Origin of the sequence: Gimesia benthica, from assembly GCF_009720525.1 — a bacterium.
Taxonomy (GTDB): Bacteria; Planctomycetota; Planctomycetia; order Planctomycetales; family Planctomycetaceae; genus Gimesia; species Gimesia benthica.
Genome location: NZ_CP043930.1, coordinates 7,227,629 through 7,244,813, shown reverse-complemented (window position 1 = coordinate 7,244,813; position 17,185 = coordinate 7,227,629). Strand labels below are relative to the sequence as shown.

The following is a 17,185-nucleotide window of genomic DNA, read 5'->3' as shown; positions in this document are numbered from 1 at the left end:
GCTCTCTCCCCTGATTCCCGCTCTCTCACCTGAAACAGAGCGCTTCCTTATTGACGAAACCAGAGAGAGGATTCTAAAATACATCAAAGTTCACTTATTTCTTAGTCGCGTTCTGGAGCGCAATTATGTTCCGTGTCGAGTTTGGCAAAAGCGGCAAATATTGTGACGGTCTCAGCCGTCGTCACTTTCTACAGGTCGGTATGGCAGGCATGGGCTCGGCCAGCCTCTCACAGATCCTGCATGCGAAAGCAAACGCAGCTCAAAACGGCATCCCAAAGAAAGACACCTCCGTCATTCTGCTCTGGCTCGATGGCGGACCAAGTCACCTCGACACCTATGACATGAAGCCAGAAGCCCCCAGCGAATACAGGGGCATCTGGAATCCGATTCACACCAATGTCCCCGGCATGGACATCACCGAGCTGTTTCCGCTCCAGGCGAAATGTGCAGACAAGTTCTCGGTCGTTCGTTCGCTGCATCACAATACCGGTGACCACTTTACCGGCGGACACTGGATGCTCACCGGACGGGGAGGCGTCAGCGGTGGCAGCACCCCCGGTCGGAATCCGTCCATCGCCTCAATGGCCACCAAGGTTCTCGGTCCGCGTGATCCGGGAATGCCGGCCTATGTCTCCGTCCCATACGCATCGAGCATCGGATTGCGTCCCGGTTACTTCGGCGGCAACTTCCTGGGTGTGCAATACGATCCCTTCGAAACCGGCTCGGATCCCAACAACCAGAATTTCCAGGTCCAGAACCTGAGCCCCATTAACGGGCTCTCACTCCAGCGGCTCAAAGACCGCAAAGACCTGCTCAAAACATTCGATCGCCTCCGCAGAGATGTCGACCAGTCGGGCATGCTCGATTCCATGGATCGCCTGGACCAGAAAGCTTATGACATGGTCACCGGCGAAAAAGCCCGCCGCGCATTTGATCTGAAATCCGAAGATGAAAAGCTCCGCGATCAATACGGACGCCACACTTGGGGACAGAGTGTCCTGCTGGCCCGCCGTCTGGTGGAAGCGGGAACCACCTTCGTCACCGTGCACTTTGGTGGCTGGGACCATCACTGGAACCTGCAGAGCGGAATGGAAAGCTATCTCCCCCGCGTCGACCAGGCCGTGAGTGCTCTGTTTGAAGACCTCGCACAACGTGGTCTCAGTGAAAAGGTACTCGTGGTGTTGTGTGGTGAATTCAGCCGCACTCCCCGCATGAACGATGGCGGCAACGGTGGACCTCCATTAAGCCAGGGAACGCCCGGCCGCGACCACTGGGGCAACTCCATGTTCTGCCTGCTGGGCGGCGGAGGTGTCAAAGGGGGCCGGATTGTCGGCGCCACCAATCGTCTGGGCGATGCCCCTGCGGACCGTCCTGTCCGTCCCGGTCATATTCATCATACGATTTACCGTGTATTAGGCATGGATCCGGAAATGCACTTCCCGGATCACTCTGGAAGACCTACGATTGCCGTAGATCATGGTGAAGTGATCAGCGAACTCTTTTAGTGTCTCTACCAGTCAGCGTACCAGTGCCTCACGATTGTCCAAAATCTGATTCCCCAGACTGCTCTGCCGGTCTGCGCCGGCGCTGGTCAAGCTTTTTACTGGTGACCGGTGCCCTTGGCCTGGTCTGGTTCGTGGCACTCCCCCGCATCGCCCGGGTCCCGCAGATCCGTGCGAAAATAGAACACCTGGAAGCACACCAGATCGATCCCAGTGCGATGTACTACACCGATCTGGAAAAAGTCGAAGACACGGTACAGCAAATCCACGACTTTCACCGCGAACATCCGAACGCGTTATGGTAAACTGGCACTCAGCAGTTAATTAATACCACTCAGTGTCAAATAAAAGAGCGCATCATGGATCAGATCCCCTTTCAGGAAGCACTCGCGGCGTTCCCTTCCTCGCGCGGCAGGACGCTGGCAGACCTCTCCAATGAGGCCCCCGTACTCGTCGTGTTCCTCAGGCACGGCGGCTGTCCCTTCTGTCGCGAGGTTCTGGCCCAACTGCAGTCCCTGTCCGCTGAACTCACCAAACGCGGCCTGCAACTCGCCATCGTCCATATGATGGAACCTCAACAGGCGAGCCAGTTGCTGGCTCGCTATCAACTGCAGGACGTCCACGCTTTCAGTGACCCGGAACGCAAACTCTATGAACTCTTCCAGGTCAAACGCGGCACGCTTTCTGAAGTCGCCGGACCTGCGATCTGGTGGTCCGGCTTCAAGACCACGATCCTCTCCGGCCATCTGCCAGGCATCCCCGGTAAAGATGTGCAACAGTTGGGAGCAGCTCTGATTCTTGACAAGGGGCAGATCGTCGCCAGCCATTTTTCCCAGAACTCGGCTGATCAACCTGACTGGGATCAGCTGCTGGCCTGTGAACTTCCCCCGCATTGAGCTTTGATTTGTAAGCATTTCCGGTACGTTTCCATTTCAGGGAGAAACCTGCCATAATGCTTAGGAACCTTAAGTTATTGAACTCGATTTCATATCGCTCCCATACGACCACAAACGCCCAGGGACACCATGCCTCAGGAATTTCCCAAATCAATTGAGAACGTCGCACAACTCGAAGAACTACTCAGCCGCCCCACCCCCGGCGTGATTGAAGCATTGCAACAGACTCCCGGCGATCTGATTCTGCTGGGCATCGCAGGCAAAATGGGACCAACACTGGCACAGATGATCCTCCGTGCGGATGAAGCCGCTGGAATCACCCGCCGCGTGATCGGTGTCAGCCGCTTTTCGGATGAATCGAGCCGCCAGCCTCTGGAAGACCTCGGCATTGAAACGATCAAAGGAGATCTGCTCGATAGCGATTTCATCCAGAGTCTGCCCGACGTTCCCAATGTGATCTACATGGCGGGCATGAAATTCGGCGCCACGGGCAACGAATCGCTGACCTGGGCCATGAATACCTATCTTCCTGCCCTGGTCTGTAACAAGTATCGAAACAGCCGCATTACCGCATTTTCCACGGGCAATATCTACGGACTCGTCCCTGCGAGCGGTTCGGGGTCAGTCGAAACCGATCAGCCCGATCCCGTGGGTGAGTATGCGATGAGCTGCCTGGGTCGCGAACGAATGTTCGAGCATTTCAGCCGCACACTGGATATTCCGATGACGATCATCCGCCTGAACTACGCCACCGAGTGCCGCTACGGTGTACTCGTCGATCTGGCACTTCAGGTCTACCAGGAACAGACGATTGATGTTTCCATGGGTTACGTCAACGTGATCTGGCAGGGAGACGCGAATGCGATGACGCTCTGCTCGCTACCCGATGCCACCACCCCACCGGCTTACCTGAATGTCGCCGGTCCGCAGATCCTCAAAGTGCGCGAGGTCTGCGAACGGTTTGGGGAACTCTTTGGAAAACCGGTTCACTTCACAGGCAGTGAAGCCCGGGACGCCCTGCTGAATAACGGCCAGTACGGTCATCAGAAGTACGGAGCACCGCTGGTGGATGTCGAACAGATATTCGACTGGATCGCACACTGGATTCAAACCGACGGCCCCCTGCTGGGCAAGCCGACTCACTTTGAATCGCGTAGCGGCAAATTCTAAAGACAGCTGACTATCACTTCCTCGCTTTGAATCAGGATGCAAACGAACTGTGACCCCGTCCATCATTACGAAAACGCTCCAACAGGGAACCGCCATCCCGGCACATCCCCTGGCCCTGAATGCCTCCCGCCAACTGGATGAACGCCGGCAAAGGGCGCTCTCGCGCTATTATATCGCCAGTGGTGTGGGCGGACTGGCAGTCGGCGTGCATACCACACAGTTTGAAATACGCGAACCGGGAATCGACCTGTTTCAGCCCGTTCTGGAACTGGCCAGTGAAGAGATGGACCGGGCCGATGCGACGCGGCGCGTCCCCCTGATTCGCGTCGCGGGGATTTGTGGTCCCACCGATCAGGCCACCCGCGAAGCCAGTATCGCCCGCGAGGCCGGCTACCTCTATGGTCTGCTCAGTCTATCCGCTCTGAAGGAAGCCGATGAAGATACGCTGATACAGCACTGTCGCGCCGTGGCTGAGATCATTCCTGTCTTCGGATTCTATCTGCAACCCGACGTGGGCGGACGACTACTCCCTTACTCCTTCTGGCGGCGGTTCTGTGAGATTGAAAACGTGGCCGCGATTAAAATGGCCCCCTTCAACCGCTATCACACTCTGGACGTAATCCGCGCGGTGGCAGAATCGGGCCGCGAAGATATCGCCCTGTATACGGGGAACGATGACAACATCGTGCTCGACCTGGTCACGCCGTTCCGTTTTCGTTCGGGTGAGAATGTCCTCGAACGCCGCATCCGGGGCGGCCTGCTTGGACACTGGGCCGTCTGGACCAGCCGGGCTGTAGAGATTCTCGATGAATGTCAGCAGATCGCCTCCCGTGGCGAAGCCATTCCGCTTTCGATCCTGCAGTTGAACACCGAAGTGACGGACTGCAACGCGGTCTTCTTTGACGTAGCCAACCGGTTCCAGGGTTGCATCCCCGGCATTCATGAAGTGCTGCGTCGTCAGGGACTACTCGAGGGAACCTGGTGCCTGAATCCCCAGGAAACCCTGGGGCCCGGACAGTTGGCTGAGATCGATCGGATCTACGAAGCTTACCCCCATCTGAATGACGATGCCTTCGTGGCGGAGCATCTGGATGACTGGCTCAGTGGTTGAGCTCCGTTAAATCCAATCACTCCATGCGTCTCAAAAAGCCAAATAACTTGAGTCAAATTCCGGTAAAACGGTTCGAAACCCAAGTTTCAGATCGGTCTTGACGATAATAACTATGTCGGGTAAGAAGAGCCTCTCCTCACCGGGCCAACCTGCTCACAGACACAATCTCCCCTAAACACAAGATAAAAAAGCATTTAGCGACGAAGGACCGTCTTCATGTTTGATGAGAATATGACTCGGATTCTGCAGGAAGCAGTCAACGAGATGTTAGTCTGGGTTGGTTTTGGCACTCTGGTAGGTCTGGCAGCCAAGGCGATCATGCCTGGGAAAGATCCAGGTGGTGCCGTCAGTACCATGCTGATGGGGATCGGCGGCAGTGTCGTCGGTTGTGGAACCTTGATGTTTTTCTGGGACGGGGCCCGCGTCACGCCGATCAGTTCGATCGGTTTCCTGGCAGCCACCGGTGGTGCCTTCATTCTGCTGTTTTTCTATCGCCTGCTCTCCGGTTCCTTTTTCGCTGAAGCCGAAGATGGTGAACGGTGGTTGCACCGTCGTCGCAGACGACGTCGTGCCCGTGGCCTGGCTGACGAGACCTATTAAACCGGGGCAAATCTGCTCGATCAGCCATCGACGCTGCCCCCTTCCTGCTATCTGCTCGCGAAGGTAGTTCTGAGAATACGTCCCCACCTGACCAGCATGCTGATTCACTCATCTGATAGAGTGAAACGCATTGACAAATACACGAATGTCCACCAGAATCGTAAGCTGACGTCTGCTCAGTCCCTTTGATCGCGAGCGGGCTGACGAGAGGCTACTCAGCTGAGGACGATTCATGAGATTCTTATCTCCCCACCCAGGAGATTCCAACTGGTTTCTACTGGCGAAAGCCCTGATTGGTGCCGCCATGGTCATCGGGGCACCGTTTCTGATCAAACCGACATTCAAGAAAATCAGCGAAGCCAGGCAAAGCGCGAACTGGCCGCAAACGGAAGCGGAAATCACACGATCTGAGGTCAAGACAGGTCAAAATCGTGGCAGACCTTCCTGGGATCCCGTCGTTTCTTATCGCTATTCGGTAGATGGAAAAAACTATACGAGTTCAGAGATTGCCTTTCGCGGTTATTCGACTCCCATTCCCTCCCACGCCGAAGAGGTCGTCGATAAATACCCCGTGGGCTCAAAGCACCCGGTCTATTATTCTCCGGAAGATCATTCCAAGGCGGTCCTGGAAAAAGGGTCGAACTGGCTCGTCAACCTGAGCCCATTGATCCCTCTCGTGCTATTGATCGCGGGCGGTTATTCCGCCTATGACAACTATATTTTTCTGCGTTCCCGCTTGAGCCAACCGAAGAAAAAGAAGAAAAAAAAACGAGCATCAACCGGCACATCCTCCTCTCCCGATTCGGCTTTGCAACGCCGCAGACGACGCATCAGGAAAAACCAGGACGGTGGTTAACCTCTTTTTTTGATTGAGTAGAAAAGCAGCTGAACCTGACCAGACCAATCAGTCTGGTTCTTGGCGGGGATTCAGGCTCCCTGTTTTTCCGGTTCTCGCTTGCAATACATAACCTAATAATCTATATACTCTTAAAGTCATGGCCGAGTGGCGGAATTGGCAGACGCACGGGACTTAAAATCCCGGGTCCGTAAAGGGCGTGCGGGTTCGAGTCCCGCCTCGGCTATTACTGTTTCTCTTTGCAGAACTGCTTTCTGCTTCCCCCACCTCAGGTGATTCGCTTTTGAATTTGCCTGCGCAATATCTGACCTCTGCCGGTTACAGATACTCCTGCCCTCCCTGTTTCTATCTGACAGCGAAACCCCCTACATAAATCGGGGTTTCTCTAAAAACCATAATCAGACATAATCCTCCTGATAGAGACACTTCATACAGACTTGAACATTTCCTGGCCTGTACTCCAGCTCCCTTCACATCGGCACAAGGACCTGGTCGGTCAGCCCCTCAGTACAGCACAGAATGCGAGATCAGCACATGGATGTTGCTTTGACCACGATTCAGGATCTCAATTTTCTCCCCGAACTGCTTCAGCCTTCCACTCGCTTACAGATCAATGAAAAACTGCGACAGGAGATGCTGGAACAACGGGAGACAGAGCGGTCTGCCCAGTTAAAAATGATTCTGGATGTGAATCCGGATCTCTATTTTCATCTGAATTCACGAGGTGTCATTACCCGCTTCGTGAATGAAAAGAATCAACATCACTTTCTGCCGGTCGAAACGGTACACCAGAGACATCTGCACGAAATCTTCCCACCGTCTGTTGCCAGCCAGTTTGAAATGGCACAGCAGGAACTGGTCCAGTCACAGGCACCAGTCACTTTTGAATACGCGCTGGAAATCACTCAGGAAATGCGCTGGTTCCAGGCCCGGCTGCTCCCTTACCAGCCAGAAGAGACGCTGGTGATTATCCAGGACATCACACAAAGAAAAACCGCAGAAATTAAATTACAACACGTGCATGCCCGTCTGTCAGAAGCGCAGCGGCAGGCCCACATCGGCAGCTGGGAATGGGATACCCGGGAAAACACACTCTGGTGGTCGGAAGAGATCTATCGCATCCTAGGTCTGGGAGACCTCGATTTCCATCCCACAACCCAGACCTTCATGGAAATGGTACATGCTGAGGACCGGAAGCTGGTCTCCCGGGTGATCACCAACACTCTTGATAACAGGCTGCCGTTTAGTTTTGAACATCGTATCGTGCGGCCCCAGGGAGAGATTCGACACGTCCATCTGCAGGCAGGATTCAAGCCGGATGCCACAGGAGAAAGCCAACTCATGTACGGCACCATTCAGGACATCACCGAAAAAGTTGAGGCCAGCAGAATTGCCCAGGAATATCGTGATGAGCTGGCCCATGTCTCCCGTCTGGTCGTGAAAGGTGAACTCATCGCGGGGCTGTCACATGAACTGAATCAACCTCTTACAGCGATCGCCAACTACTGCGGTGCGATGAAAACTCTGATGGAGCAGGGAGAAGATGTCAGCCAACTCCGCGAAAAAATTGAAAGACAGGCACTGCGTTCCGGTGAGATTATCCGTAGACTGAAAGCATTTACTCAAAAACAGCCGCAACAAAGGTTCCTGTTTAATATTCACGACAGCATCCGCAGCGCTCTGCAGATCATCAACTACCAGATCCGCCTGAAACAGATCGAAGTCAAAACCTGCTACAAGCATAAGTTTACGACCGTCTATGCTGACCGCGTGCAGATTGAACAGGTGCTGGTCAACCTCTTTAAAAACGCGGTAGAAGCCATGGAACATTCCCCGGCTCCCCGCACGTTGACCATTTCGACGGCTTCCACGCCCGACAGAATGATTCAGATCTCCGTCTCAGATACCGGCTGCGGTGTTCCCGAAAGCTTCCGCAGTAAGCTGTTTACTCCTTTCGCGACAAGTAAACAGTCCGGGCTGGGAATCGGCCTGTCACTCAGCCGCTCACTGATCCAGTCCGCTGAGGGAAAAATGTGGTTTCTTCCCAACCCTCGCAGAGGGGCAACCTTCTGTATCCAGTTGCCTGCCTGTCAGAAGCCCCTCGAACGTCCTCGTAGTGAGCTCAATCGGCACATCAGAGCCGACGCTGCTCACGACTGAAGCGACTTCCCGCTCAGTTATGATTCAGTTGCAGCATCGCCCGGGCGGGAAGGTAGCGTTGCACCATCTCATACAGGACATCGAATTTGACCGGTTTGCTGAGATAGTCTGTGCAGCCGGCAGCAAGGCATTTTTCCCGGTCGGCAACCAGGGCATGCGCTGTGATCGCAATGACGGGCACCGGTATTTCCTGTTCCCGTAAAAGCCGTACCGCCTCATAACCGCTCATCACAGGCATCTGCATATCCATCAGAATCAGATCGAATGCAGCATTCTGTGCCACAGCGGTTTGAATCTGATCCACGGCCTCTTTTCCATTTGATGCCGTTTTGACATTCAACCCCATCTTGTTTAACAAATATGTAAACAGACGACGGATCTCCGGCGTATCATCGACCAGCAGAATCTTCTCCGCATTGCCACAGGACCGCTGGTCCATTTCAGGGCTAGTGATGTCCTTCCTGTTTGAGTCAGCAGTTTCGAACTGGAATCCCAGTCCGTGGGACAAGAGCTGATCTTCATCCGGTTCCAGATGCAAGGTGACCGTGAAGACACTGCCCCGATCGAGTGTAGACTGCACGGTCAGATTGCCGCCCAGAATCTGTACCAGCTTGCGACTCAGCGTCAGCCCCAGTCCAGTGCCACCATAATTTCGCGATGTAGAACTGTCAGCCTGGGTAAACGGATCGAAGATGGTTTTCAGTTTCTCAGCAGGGATCCCGATCCCTGTATCACTCAAACTGAACTGCAGAATCCGATCCAGGGGAGACTGAGCAGACATCCGCACATCCAGTTCAATATGCCCTGTATTGGTAAACTTGATGGCGTTACTGATCAGGTTCGACAGGACCTGTTTTAATCGCGCCGGATCAGTCTGAATCGACTCGGGTATTGATTTCTGGTACCGCGTCTGGAGACTGAGCCCCTTCTGAGATGCCTGGGGCTGATATTCATCAATCACTTCCCTCAGGACCCGCAGCGGAGAACAGTGGACTTTCCGGATGGCGAAGTCCCCCATTTCGATCTTGGAGAGGTCCAGGATATCGTTGATGACCTGCAGCAGATGCGCACCATTATTTTGAATAATCTCAATCAGTTCCTGCTGCTCCTGACCGTTGGAATGCTCTTTCAGGAGATCAGAGTACCCCAGAATGGCCGTCATCGGAGTGCGTATTTCGTGACTCATGTTCGCCAGAAATTCACTCTTAGCCTGATTGGCCCGATCAACGATGCTCATGGCGGATTTGAGCTGAAAATCCTTGCGTTTCATCTCTCTGCGAGACTGTTTGAGCCGCTCGACGTACTCATCCAGTTTATTCTGCGACTTGCGTTGCTCGCTGCAGTCTCGGAAAACACCGATGAATTGAATCTGGTCTGCAGGGTCATCAACGGGCTTCAGAGTCAGCTCGGTGGCGAAACAGGAGCCATCCTTCCGCCTGGCCATCATATTCCGGGCAGCACCGGATGCCGTTCCCAGTGATTCGACAACATAATGATCGAACTGTTCAAGACTGGATTCAGAAATCAGTTCTCGAATATTCCGCCCGCTCGCGTCTTCGCGACTCCAGCCGAAGAGATCGCTGATTGAATTCGTCGCCGCTAAAATGACGCCCCGCTCATCGACTGCGATGGAGACATCAATACTCAGTTGTAACAGCTGACTGGCAAATTGATCCTCAACGGATCGACTTTGTCTGGATGTCATGACAGGCCCTTCTGTCTGGCAGAATAATAATACGCTTTGATTAGACTTTTCCCCTTCAGATAATTCAGCTTGTGAAAGACCCCGATTTCTTGTCACTCACTGAGAGAGTTAAAATATGCTGATGTTCGGTTTATCGACTTTCGATCAGTCAAAATCGATGGGGGAATCCCCCCAATCCAGCTTCGGGACAGGCAGATCGTGCCTCACTAATCGAGGGCAACAGTTTAAAACCAGCGTGGTTAAGCGATTGAAAAGCTCAGTTAAGCCTGAACGGTCAGGCAGATTATCCTGCCGCTCAGTGGCTGTTTGAGTATGACAGAATGGAACTCAGGCGTCGTTCCCGTCTTTCTGAAAACCGGGCAGGTCTTTGATTTTTATACAGGATATGCACGATATCCGTTGCACTCGAAATGCCCAGCTTGTTCAACACGTTGGCTTTATGTTTTTCCATGGTGCGATAGCTGATGGACATCGCATTCGCAATTTGTTTTCCCGCCTGACCATCTGCAATCAGGTGAAAGACCTGTTTTTCGCGACGGGTTAAGTTGTCGTAGAGTTCCAGATATTCCTGACTGTCCGCATCGGCAGGACCGCCTTCCTCATTGAGTTGTGATCTCGCGTATTCGATCGCTTTGATGCACTTCTCTTTCTCAAACGGCTTTTCCAGGTAATCGCAGGCCCCGAGTTTGACTGCTGAAACTGCTTTTTCAATATCTCCGTAGGCACTCATCATCACGACCGGATAAAATAACCGCTGTTTGCGAATCAGTTCCATTGATTCAATGCCACAGATTTCAGGCATGACCAGATCGATCAGCACACAACCCGGAGTGGAATTCTCTTTCGATTCCAGAAATTCGTAGACGTTGTGATACGTTTTTACTTCATAACCTGATGTGGAAAGTAGTGTTGCAATAGAATCCAGCACGTCGAGATCATCATCGATCACATACACGACAAAATCGCTCATTCGGGCCTCTAAAAGTGTGTCTGTTCAAAGTTGTCCAAGCATCTAATAAAGAGTCATAGAATTACGTCGTTCAATTTCAACCTGAACGTGGAACGCGTTCCCGTCAAAGACTCTCATACGCAAGCCACAGATCTCAGTTACTCTGTTTAATCCATTAAGAAAGCAAAAGTGCTTTCACAGACGGAGCGAATTAATAGACTCCCCCGCTGTAAACACATGAGTCCGCCTTCCTTACTTATCTATCTCTTTGTCTATATTAAATACGTGATAGCTGGCAGCAGGTCGACTGTGTTTTCTTCAAGTTATTTAGTTTTAAATACTTGTCAGTTTTTTTTTTTAGATCAAGTAGTACCGATTTCCAGTGTGGTTCTGTATCTGGGTATTGAAGAACACAAAGAGAGCCAACTGAATGTAGAGGGGAGGAGTACCGAAGAAACGATCCGTCGTCTCGAACTTCAGTTCTTTTCAAAATGCGGCTGAAATACAGCGTCTATCGTTCGCGAGCACGCTGATAATGAGCTTGAGAGTAGCCCTGATAACAGGAATGCTGGCTAAAACAGGTATGACCGGCTCAATTTAGCTGTCTTCAGAATTGATTTTTCTTGGAGTAAGATTCAGGAGTGAAACAGGCCCAATTACGTATAAATATAGCACCTGGACACATCCCATTTCACCTGTTCTACCTATCCCGGCCTTCAAATACAATAAGGAGGTGAATACTCTACCTGGAATTGGGTAATATCCCCCATTTTTATTTTATTTCGAGAAGGCGATAGATGATTAAGTGAAAGACCCCCAAATCAAGTAGCTGACAGCGAATGATTTTAATTCACAGCAGGAATCGAAAATGAAAATACTGATTGTCGATGAAATCGGGTTCATACGTCAGAGTTTGAACCAGAAACTCTCCCGCCACAATTTTGACACGGTATCTGCAGAGAGTGGGGAAGAAGCGCTCACCATTCTCAAAACAGATTTTTCCGTCGACGCCGTGCTCACCAGCCTCTTCCTGCCCTCCATGAATGCCATCGATCTCTACAAAGCCGCCTCCAAAATTGAACGTTTCAATGATGAAGGGATCATCCCCCCGCTTAACTTCTTTCTGATGGTAACCCGGGAGCATGGAACCTCCTCTCCCCGCATGAAAGAAATGACCAGGGACGCACTGGCGATCGGGTTTAAAGATCTATTAATTAAACCCATTGACACGGAACTACTCGTCAACAAATTGCGTGGTTCCATGCGCTCGTCCGAACCACCGCCGGAAATAGAAGAGCCGGAACCAGTTGTTGCCGCCAGCACAACAGAAGAGATTCAACAGAGCACGCAGCGCATTGACGGCCTGGCCGTCATGCAGAACAGTCTGCATGCGCTGAAAAAGGAGATGTGTGAGTCCATCGATATTCTACTGGAAGAAGTGAACCGCAAAGTCAGCAAATGACGTGAGGAGTGTCTGGAATCTCTGCTTCCGGCACTCTGGTTCAGACATCAAGGCGCACAACGGGCAGGAGGCTGGCTGACCAGATCCCGCAGTACTTCGCGTACGCGAATCGCCTGTTCGGAATTCATTTCCAGATAACGGTCGCGCCCCAGTTCTTCCGGCTGGAATTTCAGAAAACCGTCGTCCTCCACGGTCACCCGTCCCGGCTGTGACAACGTGAAATATCCGTCATCCGGCCGAACCGCGTAGAGCACACTGGTCAGATCCCAGCTGGGACGATCATGCTCGGGACCACTGTGCAACAGATAGGCTTCGCGCACGATATGATGTGAACGGTAGCTGAAATCCCGCGCAATGCTCTCCCGTGGATATCGAACCGCGATGCCAATTTCAAAACCGCTCCAGATCACGGGGACTTCCCGGGGCCACTGGTTGACGAACCGCTGCATCGACTTGATTCCGTTGCGAATATTGGCTTCCAGGAAGTGCTGATTGCCGTCAATCGGTTCAAACGCACCGGCCATCACGGACACGAGACTCACTTTCTGGCGGATCAGTTCCTTTCCGCTCAGAGGGCTGATCTCATCGGCCTTCGATTCCACCAGATCTGCGAGATTCGCTGCCAACCCGACCTGAATCAAGACCACCGAATGATCCGGCTGTGCCATCAGTGTCTTACGCAGCACTGTCACCGCATCAGGTAAATCTTCATTGGAGCGAACATCATGTGGATAGCGCCACTCCTCTCCGTCCTTTTCATTTACCAGCTTGAGGTAACGGCTCTCGCGACGTTGTGCATCCCGGGTCACTCCAATCGGAATCTCTCCCCGCCCGTAAAACGTATTCACAGCATCTGTGAAGGGACCGGTCAACGGGTTGATCTTGGAGATTGTGACAGCCAGCAGTTCGCATTCCCCTCGATCGGCCAGTGTATGCAGCATGGCCAGGGCCAGCACATCATCCACGTCTCCAGAAATATCGGTATCAAAAATGACCCGCACCGGCTCTCGGGCAACGCTCACTTCAGACAGGAGCAGCAGCGCCAGCACGATTCCACAAATTGATCTCAAACTCATTTCGTTAACCATTCACTTCAGCAATTAAGAATACGTTTCCACCGGGAGCAACCAGAAGGTTGCAGCAAGATCTGCTTACTTCTGCTTCTGCTGTTGCCGGGCCCGGTTCTCCATGATCCGCTGCAGTTTCCGCTGCTCAGCCGCCAGGGCCTCATCAGAAACGGTGGCCGGCTTGACCGGACTACGATCCAGCGATTCATCTCCGGGAATCGTACGGAGTTTGATACCGCGATACCAGACCGGATCACCATGATCCTGCAGATAAAGTACACCTCCCCTGTCTGTCAGTTGGGCACCCCGGTTAGCAAGCAGTTCCACATGCCAGGCATAACGGGGATCGGTGTAATCGAAGTCGATCACTTTCTTCCCGTTCAACCAGTGCTGAATAACGGTTCCTTTACAGACAATCCGCCCCTGGTTCCACTCGCCAACCGGACGCGTCGCATCCTGTGAGGGGGGCATACAGAAGTAAAGTGAGGCGGCACTCGTGCGGGGATTTTTCCCATCTGCGTGTTTCTGATTATCCAGAATCTGATACTCATACTGTCCAGGGCGATAGTACACGCCGCTGTTACTTCCTTCGCCGACTTTCCACTCAAACTTAAGTTCGAAGTCGTCCGGCAGAGGTTGCTGCTTCAAAGTCAGGCTTCCCCCTTTGCCGGTTCGGGCAATCACCCCTTCCTGAACTTCCCAGTTGCCACTCTGGTCCCAGTTCTTCAGATCTTTGCCATTGAACAGTAACTCAAAGCCCTGCTCCTGTTCCTGCTTTGTCAGTTGATTGGGTGAACCGGGCTCTGCTGCACACCCCCAGGTACAAAACTGAAAGAGGCACAAACAGGTTAAGATCGCACTGGATTGCAATAAATTCATCTCGATTCCTCAAACTGATTATTCTTGTTTCTGATCCACTTGTTTCAACATCGACAGTACCTGTTCGGTGATTTTGACCGAAGCATCCACTTCGAGATAGCTCCAGCTCGACCGCCAGGTTTCATAGCCTTGCAGGATGTGTTGTTCCGGCGTCGGCAGATAACCGTTATAGCCGTTGGCCAGGGCAATCACAAAGGTTGGCTTGAGCGGACTTTTCTGTTTGATTTCCAGCCCGATCTCTGCAAATACTTCGCAGGGAATCGCGACGATCCCCAAATCGCCAATCTGCAAGGCCTGTAGTTTCAGATTCACACTCCCGGGCCACTGATCAATATTCACTGTCTCCTGAGCATAGACTTCATTGGTCGTCAACTTCTCTGGGTCTTTCGCAGCCGCCAGCAGCGATTTCGCATATTTCACTTCTTCCGCATTCGGCTTCCGAATTCCCAGATCCAGTGTGCGTTCTTCCATCGCCAGCGGTACATCCCGGCGGTACTTGAGATCCTTGACCGCCCGATACGTTCGATCCGCGATCACTTTCGCAACGGCGGTGATGCGTTCAAACACGCCGGCCCGTGGACGCGGTTCTCTGAAATTGATGTTATTGATATCGCCACTGGAACCGTTGGACATAATGCCGACAAAGGTCTCATCGCCCCCCAGTCGTTCCTTGATCTGACGGGCGAATTCACCGAAATAGTCAGCCGACACCTGATTCGGCGGCAGTCCTCCTACATAATGCAGCGAGTAATTCGCCAGCAGAGCCAGCGGACGCCCGTCGGCGTGTTGTACCGACAAGATCGAGATATCCGGGTCGGTCGGCCCCGCCGGTTTGATCAACAAGTCACTGCCCCGGGGCGGATTCATCCGCACCTTATCGGTCGTATTACCGAACGGATTCGGCCTGATTCCCCCCTCTTTGACATACCAGCGTCGATTATTCACCTCAGCCGGTTCCGGCACCACGGCCCAGGCTATCTGCGCGGACGTGAGGCGTGAATTGGCTTCAATAATCGACTGGGCAATACTTTCCGTCAGGAACTGCACGTATTCGGGACTCGGCTTGCATTGTGCCAGTGGCGTCACTGCGGGAGCGGTGTGCGTGTGTGTCGCGGAGGTCAGCATGTGGCTGGTGGGGATCCCGGTTTTCTGAGAGGCGATTGCTTTCGCAGCATCAAAGATCTCCCGCGAAATCAGACAGATATCACAGACCACAAACGCCACCCGCGTGTCACCATTTTTTAAGACCAGTGCCCGTGCATGCAATGTGTCATGGGCCCCTGTCGCCTGTCGATCCTGAAAACTGCCTACCATCGAAACCGGATACTTCGGCGGGTTGATATTCACTTTCGCCGCTCCTGCCTGGAGCAGATCATCTGCCTCTGCAGATACAGTCAGCGAGCAGGTAAGCAGCAGAGTGAAACACAAAATCAGTCGATACATCAGAGACTCCAGTAAGAGGATCGTTTATTTAGCCGGTTGTGGTGTTGCGGTCTGGGTGACATCCTTTTTCCAGACCTCGAAAGCTGCCCGCAGGCTGTTTACACGTTCTGGCTGCTGCTCAGCCAGATTCATTGATTCGGATAGGTCTTCACTGAGGTTAAACAGTTCCACTGGCGATTTCCGATTCTGATTCAGAACCAGTTTCCAGGGTCCCTGCCGTACCGCCGAATTACCACGGTAGTCCCAGTATATTTTTCGTGACGGTAGTTGCTTTTGTGCGGTTAACAATCCCGCCAGACTCACGCCGTCCAGTTGATGTCCCTGGGGAACACGGGCCCGGGTCAGTTCCAGAATTGTGGGCATGACATCGATACTGATCGTGGTCTGATCACAAACCGTTCCCGGGGAAATCTTGCCCGGCCAGCACGCAATCGCCGGCACGCGGTGTCCGCCCTCCCAGACGCTGCCCTTAAAACCGCGCAGCGTCCCGTTGGATCCTTTATTATTCGCTCCATTGTCCGACAGGAAGAAGATCAGGGTGTTGTCAGTCAGATCCAGTTCCTTGAGAACGGCGACCACTTTGCCGATGCCCTTGTCCATTTCGGTATTCATTTCCCGGTAGGCATTCGCGATATCCTCGCGCTTGGCCGATTTAATTTCGCCGCCCCCCTCCTTACGCATCGCCGGGTCGTGCGGTCCCTGATAGGGATAGTGCACCGCTTCATGTGCAATATAGACAAAGAAAGGTTGCTGATGCTGCTCGCGGATAAACTTGACCGCATGCTCGGTAATCAGATGCGTCGAATACCCCTGCTCTTCCCGGTTGAGCTCGGCACCATGCCACCAGTCAAACACACCGGTCTGATCGAGATGGGCGACGTAATCCACATTGCCGCTGACGTACCCCACAAACTGCTGAAAACCGCGAAAGGTCGGATTGTACTGTCGCTGATAACCCAGGTGCCATTTGCCGAACATGGCTGTCCGGTATCCGGCATCCAGCAGGCACTGCCCCAGGGTAACCTCATTCTTCTGCAGACCATGGTGGCGATTCTTTTTGGGATCGGCATACACCACGCCATCAATGCCGGCCCGCTGCTGATAGCGGCCCGTCAAAAGTCCTGCGCGTGTCGGACTGCAGACCGCACCGCTGGAATGAAAATCGGTAAACTTCATCCCACGTGCTGCCAGCTGGTCCAGATGGGGTGTCTGACAGTTCATACTGCCGTAACAACTCAGATCGCCATACCCCAGATCATCGGCCATGATCAATACAATATTGGGCCGCTGCGATGTTTCCTCAGCGATTGCCAGCGCAGGAATGAGTAACGTGATTAGAATCAGCAATGATTTCAGCAAGAGCGTACCTCTCAATCAGTCAAAGC

The 17,185-nt window shown here is 52.9% G+C and carries 15 protein-coding genes and 1 tRNA gene; 10 read left to right on the top strand and 6 right to left on the bottom strand.

Going from position 1 to position 17,185, the window contains the following annotated elements:
• Positions 1-125 precede the first annotated feature (125 nt).
• The 9 genes from F1728_RS28370 to F1728_RS28330 all read left to right on the top strand — a co-directional run bounded on the left by F1728_RS28370 (position 126) and on the right by F1728_RS28330 (position 8,295).
• The gene (locus tag F1728_RS28370) at positions 126-1,505 is read left to right on the top strand and encodes a DUF1501 domain-containing protein (protein ID WP_155366819.1); all 1,380 of its coding nucleotides are present in this window, start codon (positions 126-128) and stop codon (positions 1,503-1,505) included.
• A gap of 101 nt (positions 1,506-1,606) precedes the next feature.
• Positions 1,607-1,807: a hypothetical protein gene (locus F1728_RS28365; protein WP_155366818.1), complete on the top strand. Its 201-nt coding sequence runs from the start codon at positions 1,607-1,609 to the stop codon at positions 1,805-1,807.
• Positions 1,808-1,861: 54 nt separating this feature from the next.
• Positions 1,862-2,398 carry a SelL-related redox protein gene (locus F1728_RS28360; protein ID WP_155366817.1) on the top strand — a complete coding sequence of 179 codons (537 nt, stop codon included), beginning with the start codon at positions 1,862-1,864 and terminating at the stop codon, positions 2,396-2,398.
• A gap of 129 nt (positions 2,399-2,527) precedes the next feature.
• Complete coding sequence (locus tag F1728_RS28355) at positions 2,528-3,568, top strand: NAD-dependent epimerase/dehydratase family protein (protein ID WP_155366816.1); 1,041 nt, start codon at positions 2,528-2,530, stop codon at positions 3,566-3,568.
• Between the two features lie 49 nt (positions 3,569-3,617).
• Entirely contained in the window at positions 3,618-4,679 is a 1,062-nt protein-coding gene (locus tag F1728_RS28350; protein WP_155366815.1) for a dihydrodipicolinate synthase family protein, read from the top strand.
• A gap of 216 nt (positions 4,680-4,895) precedes the next feature.
• The gene (locus F1728_RS28345) at positions 4,896-5,279 is read left to right on the top strand and encodes a GlsB/YeaQ/YmgE family stress response membrane protein (RefSeq protein WP_155366814.1); all 384 of its coding nucleotides are present in this window, start codon (positions 4,896-4,898) and stop codon (positions 5,277-5,279) included.
• A gap of 232 nt (positions 5,280-5,511) precedes the next feature.
• Complete coding sequence (locus F1728_RS28340; protein WP_155366813.1) at positions 5,512-6,135, top strand: DUF3592 domain-containing protein; 624 nt, start codon at positions 5,512-5,514, stop codon at positions 6,133-6,135.
• Positions 6,136-6,276: 141 nt separating this feature from the next.
• Positions 6,277-6,361 (top strand) — tRNA-Leu (locus F1728_RS28335).
• A 308-nt stretch (positions 6,362-6,669) separates the two neighbouring features.
• Positions 6,670-8,295, top strand: a complete 1,626-nt coding sequence (locus F1728_RS28330; protein WP_194242570.1) for a PAS domain-containing sensor histidine kinase — start codon at positions 6,670-6,672, stop codon at positions 8,293-8,295.
• A gap of 13 nt (positions 8,296-8,308) precedes the next feature.
• Here F1728_RS28330 and F1728_RS28325 read toward each other — a convergent pair whose 3' ends face one another.
• Both F1728_RS28325 and F1728_RS28320 read right to left on the bottom strand, forming a co-directional pair.
• Entirely contained in the window at positions 8,309-10,000 is a 1,692-nt protein-coding gene (locus F1728_RS28325; RefSeq protein WP_155366811.1) for a PAS domain-containing hybrid sensor histidine kinase/response regulator, read from the bottom strand.
• Between the two features lie 295 nt (positions 10,001-10,295).
• On the bottom strand, positions 10,296-10,970 hold the full coding sequence (locus F1728_RS28320; protein WP_155366810.1) for a response regulator transcription factor: 675 nt from the start codon (positions 10,968-10,970) through the stop codon (positions 10,296-10,298).
• A gap of 847 nt (positions 10,971-11,817) precedes the next feature.
• On the opposite strand from F1728_RS28320, the gene F1728_RS28315 reads away from it, so the two are divergent.
• Positions 11,818-12,411, top strand: coding sequence for a response regulator (locus F1728_RS28315; RefSeq protein WP_155366809.1), 594 nt, complete (start codon positions 11,818-11,820; stop codon positions 12,409-12,411).
• 47 nt (positions 12,412-12,458) lie between these two features.
• Here F1728_RS28315 and F1728_RS28310 read toward each other — a convergent pair whose 3' ends face one another.
• The 4 genes from F1728_RS28310 to F1728_RS28295 all read right to left on the bottom strand — a co-directional run bounded on the left by F1728_RS28310 (position 12,459) and on the right by F1728_RS28295 (position 17,159).
• Positions 12,459-13,487 carry a nucleoside hydrolase gene (locus F1728_RS28310; protein WP_228030385.1) on the bottom strand — a complete coding sequence of 343 codons (1,029 nt, stop codon included), beginning with the start codon at positions 13,485-13,487 and terminating at the stop codon, positions 12,459-12,461.
• A gap of 75 nt (positions 13,488-13,562) precedes the next feature.
• Positions 13,563-14,357 carry a 3-keto-disaccharide hydrolase gene (locus F1728_RS28305; RefSeq protein WP_155366807.1) on the bottom strand — a complete coding sequence of 265 codons (795 nt, stop codon included), beginning with the start codon at positions 14,355-14,357 and terminating at the stop codon, positions 13,563-13,565.
• 18 nt (positions 14,358-14,375) lie between these two features.
• Positions 14,376-15,800: a neutral/alkaline non-lysosomal ceramidase N-terminal domain-containing protein gene (locus F1728_RS28300; protein WP_155366806.1), complete on the bottom strand. Its 1,425-nt coding sequence runs from the start codon at positions 15,798-15,800 to the stop codon at positions 14,376-14,378.
• Between the two features lie 24 nt (positions 15,801-15,824).
• Positions 15,825-17,159, bottom strand: a complete 1,335-nt coding sequence (locus F1728_RS28295) for a sulfatase-like hydrolase/transferase (protein ID WP_228030384.1) — start codon at positions 17,157-17,159, stop codon at positions 15,825-15,827.
• Positions 17,160-17,185: the final 26 nt, after the last annotated feature.

What these genes read in the sequence shown, in the direction of transcription:
- F1728_RS28355 (WP_155366816.1), top strand. Translation starts at nt 2,528, where the DNA reads ATGCCTCAGGAATTTCCCAAATCAATTGAGAACGTCGCACAACTCGAA.
- F1728_RS28310 (WP_228030385.1), bottom strand. Translation starts at nt 13,487, where the DNA reads ATGAGTTTGAGATCAATTTGTGGAATCGTGCTGGCGCTGCTGCTCCTG.
- F1728_RS28345 (WP_155366814.1), top strand. Translation starts at nt 4,896, where the DNA reads ATGTTTGATGAGAATATGACTCGGATTCTGCAGGAAGCAGTCAACGAG.
- F1728_RS28315 (WP_155366809.1), top strand. Translation starts at nt 11,818, where the DNA reads ATGAAAATACTGATTGTCGATGAAATCGGGTTCATACGTCAGAGTTTG.
- F1728_RS28305 (WP_155366807.1), bottom strand. Translation starts at nt 14,357, where the DNA reads ATGAATTTATTGCAATCCAGTGCGATCTTAACCTGTTTGTGCCTCTTT.
- F1728_RS28325 (WP_155366811.1), bottom strand. Translation starts at nt 10,000, where the DNA reads ATGACATCCAGACAAAGTCGATCCGTTGAGGATCAATTTGCCAGTCAG.
- F1728_RS28320 (WP_155366810.1), bottom strand. Translation starts at nt 10,970, where the DNA reads ATGAGCGATTTTGTCGTGTATGTGATCGATGATGATCTCGACGTGCTG.
- F1728_RS28360 (WP_155366817.1), top strand. Translation starts at nt 1,862, where the DNA reads ATGGATCAGATCCCCTTTCAGGAAGCACTCGCGGCGTTCCCTTCCTCG.
- F1728_RS28330 (WP_194242570.1), top strand. Translation starts at nt 6,670, where the DNA reads ATGGATGTTGCTTTGACCACGATTCAGGATCTCAATTTTCTCCCCGAA.
- F1728_RS28340 (WP_155366813.1), top strand. Translation starts at nt 5,512, where the DNA reads ATGAGATTCTTATCTCCCCACCCAGGAGATTCCAACTGGTTTCTACTG.
- F1728_RS28300 (WP_155366806.1), bottom strand. Translation starts at nt 15,800, where the DNA reads ATGTATCGACTGATTTTGTGTTTCACTCTGCTGCTTACCTGCTCGCTG.
- F1728_RS28370 (WP_155366819.1), top strand. Translation starts at nt 126, where the DNA reads ATGTTCCGTGTCGAGTTTGGCAAAAGCGGCAAATATTGTGACGGTCTC.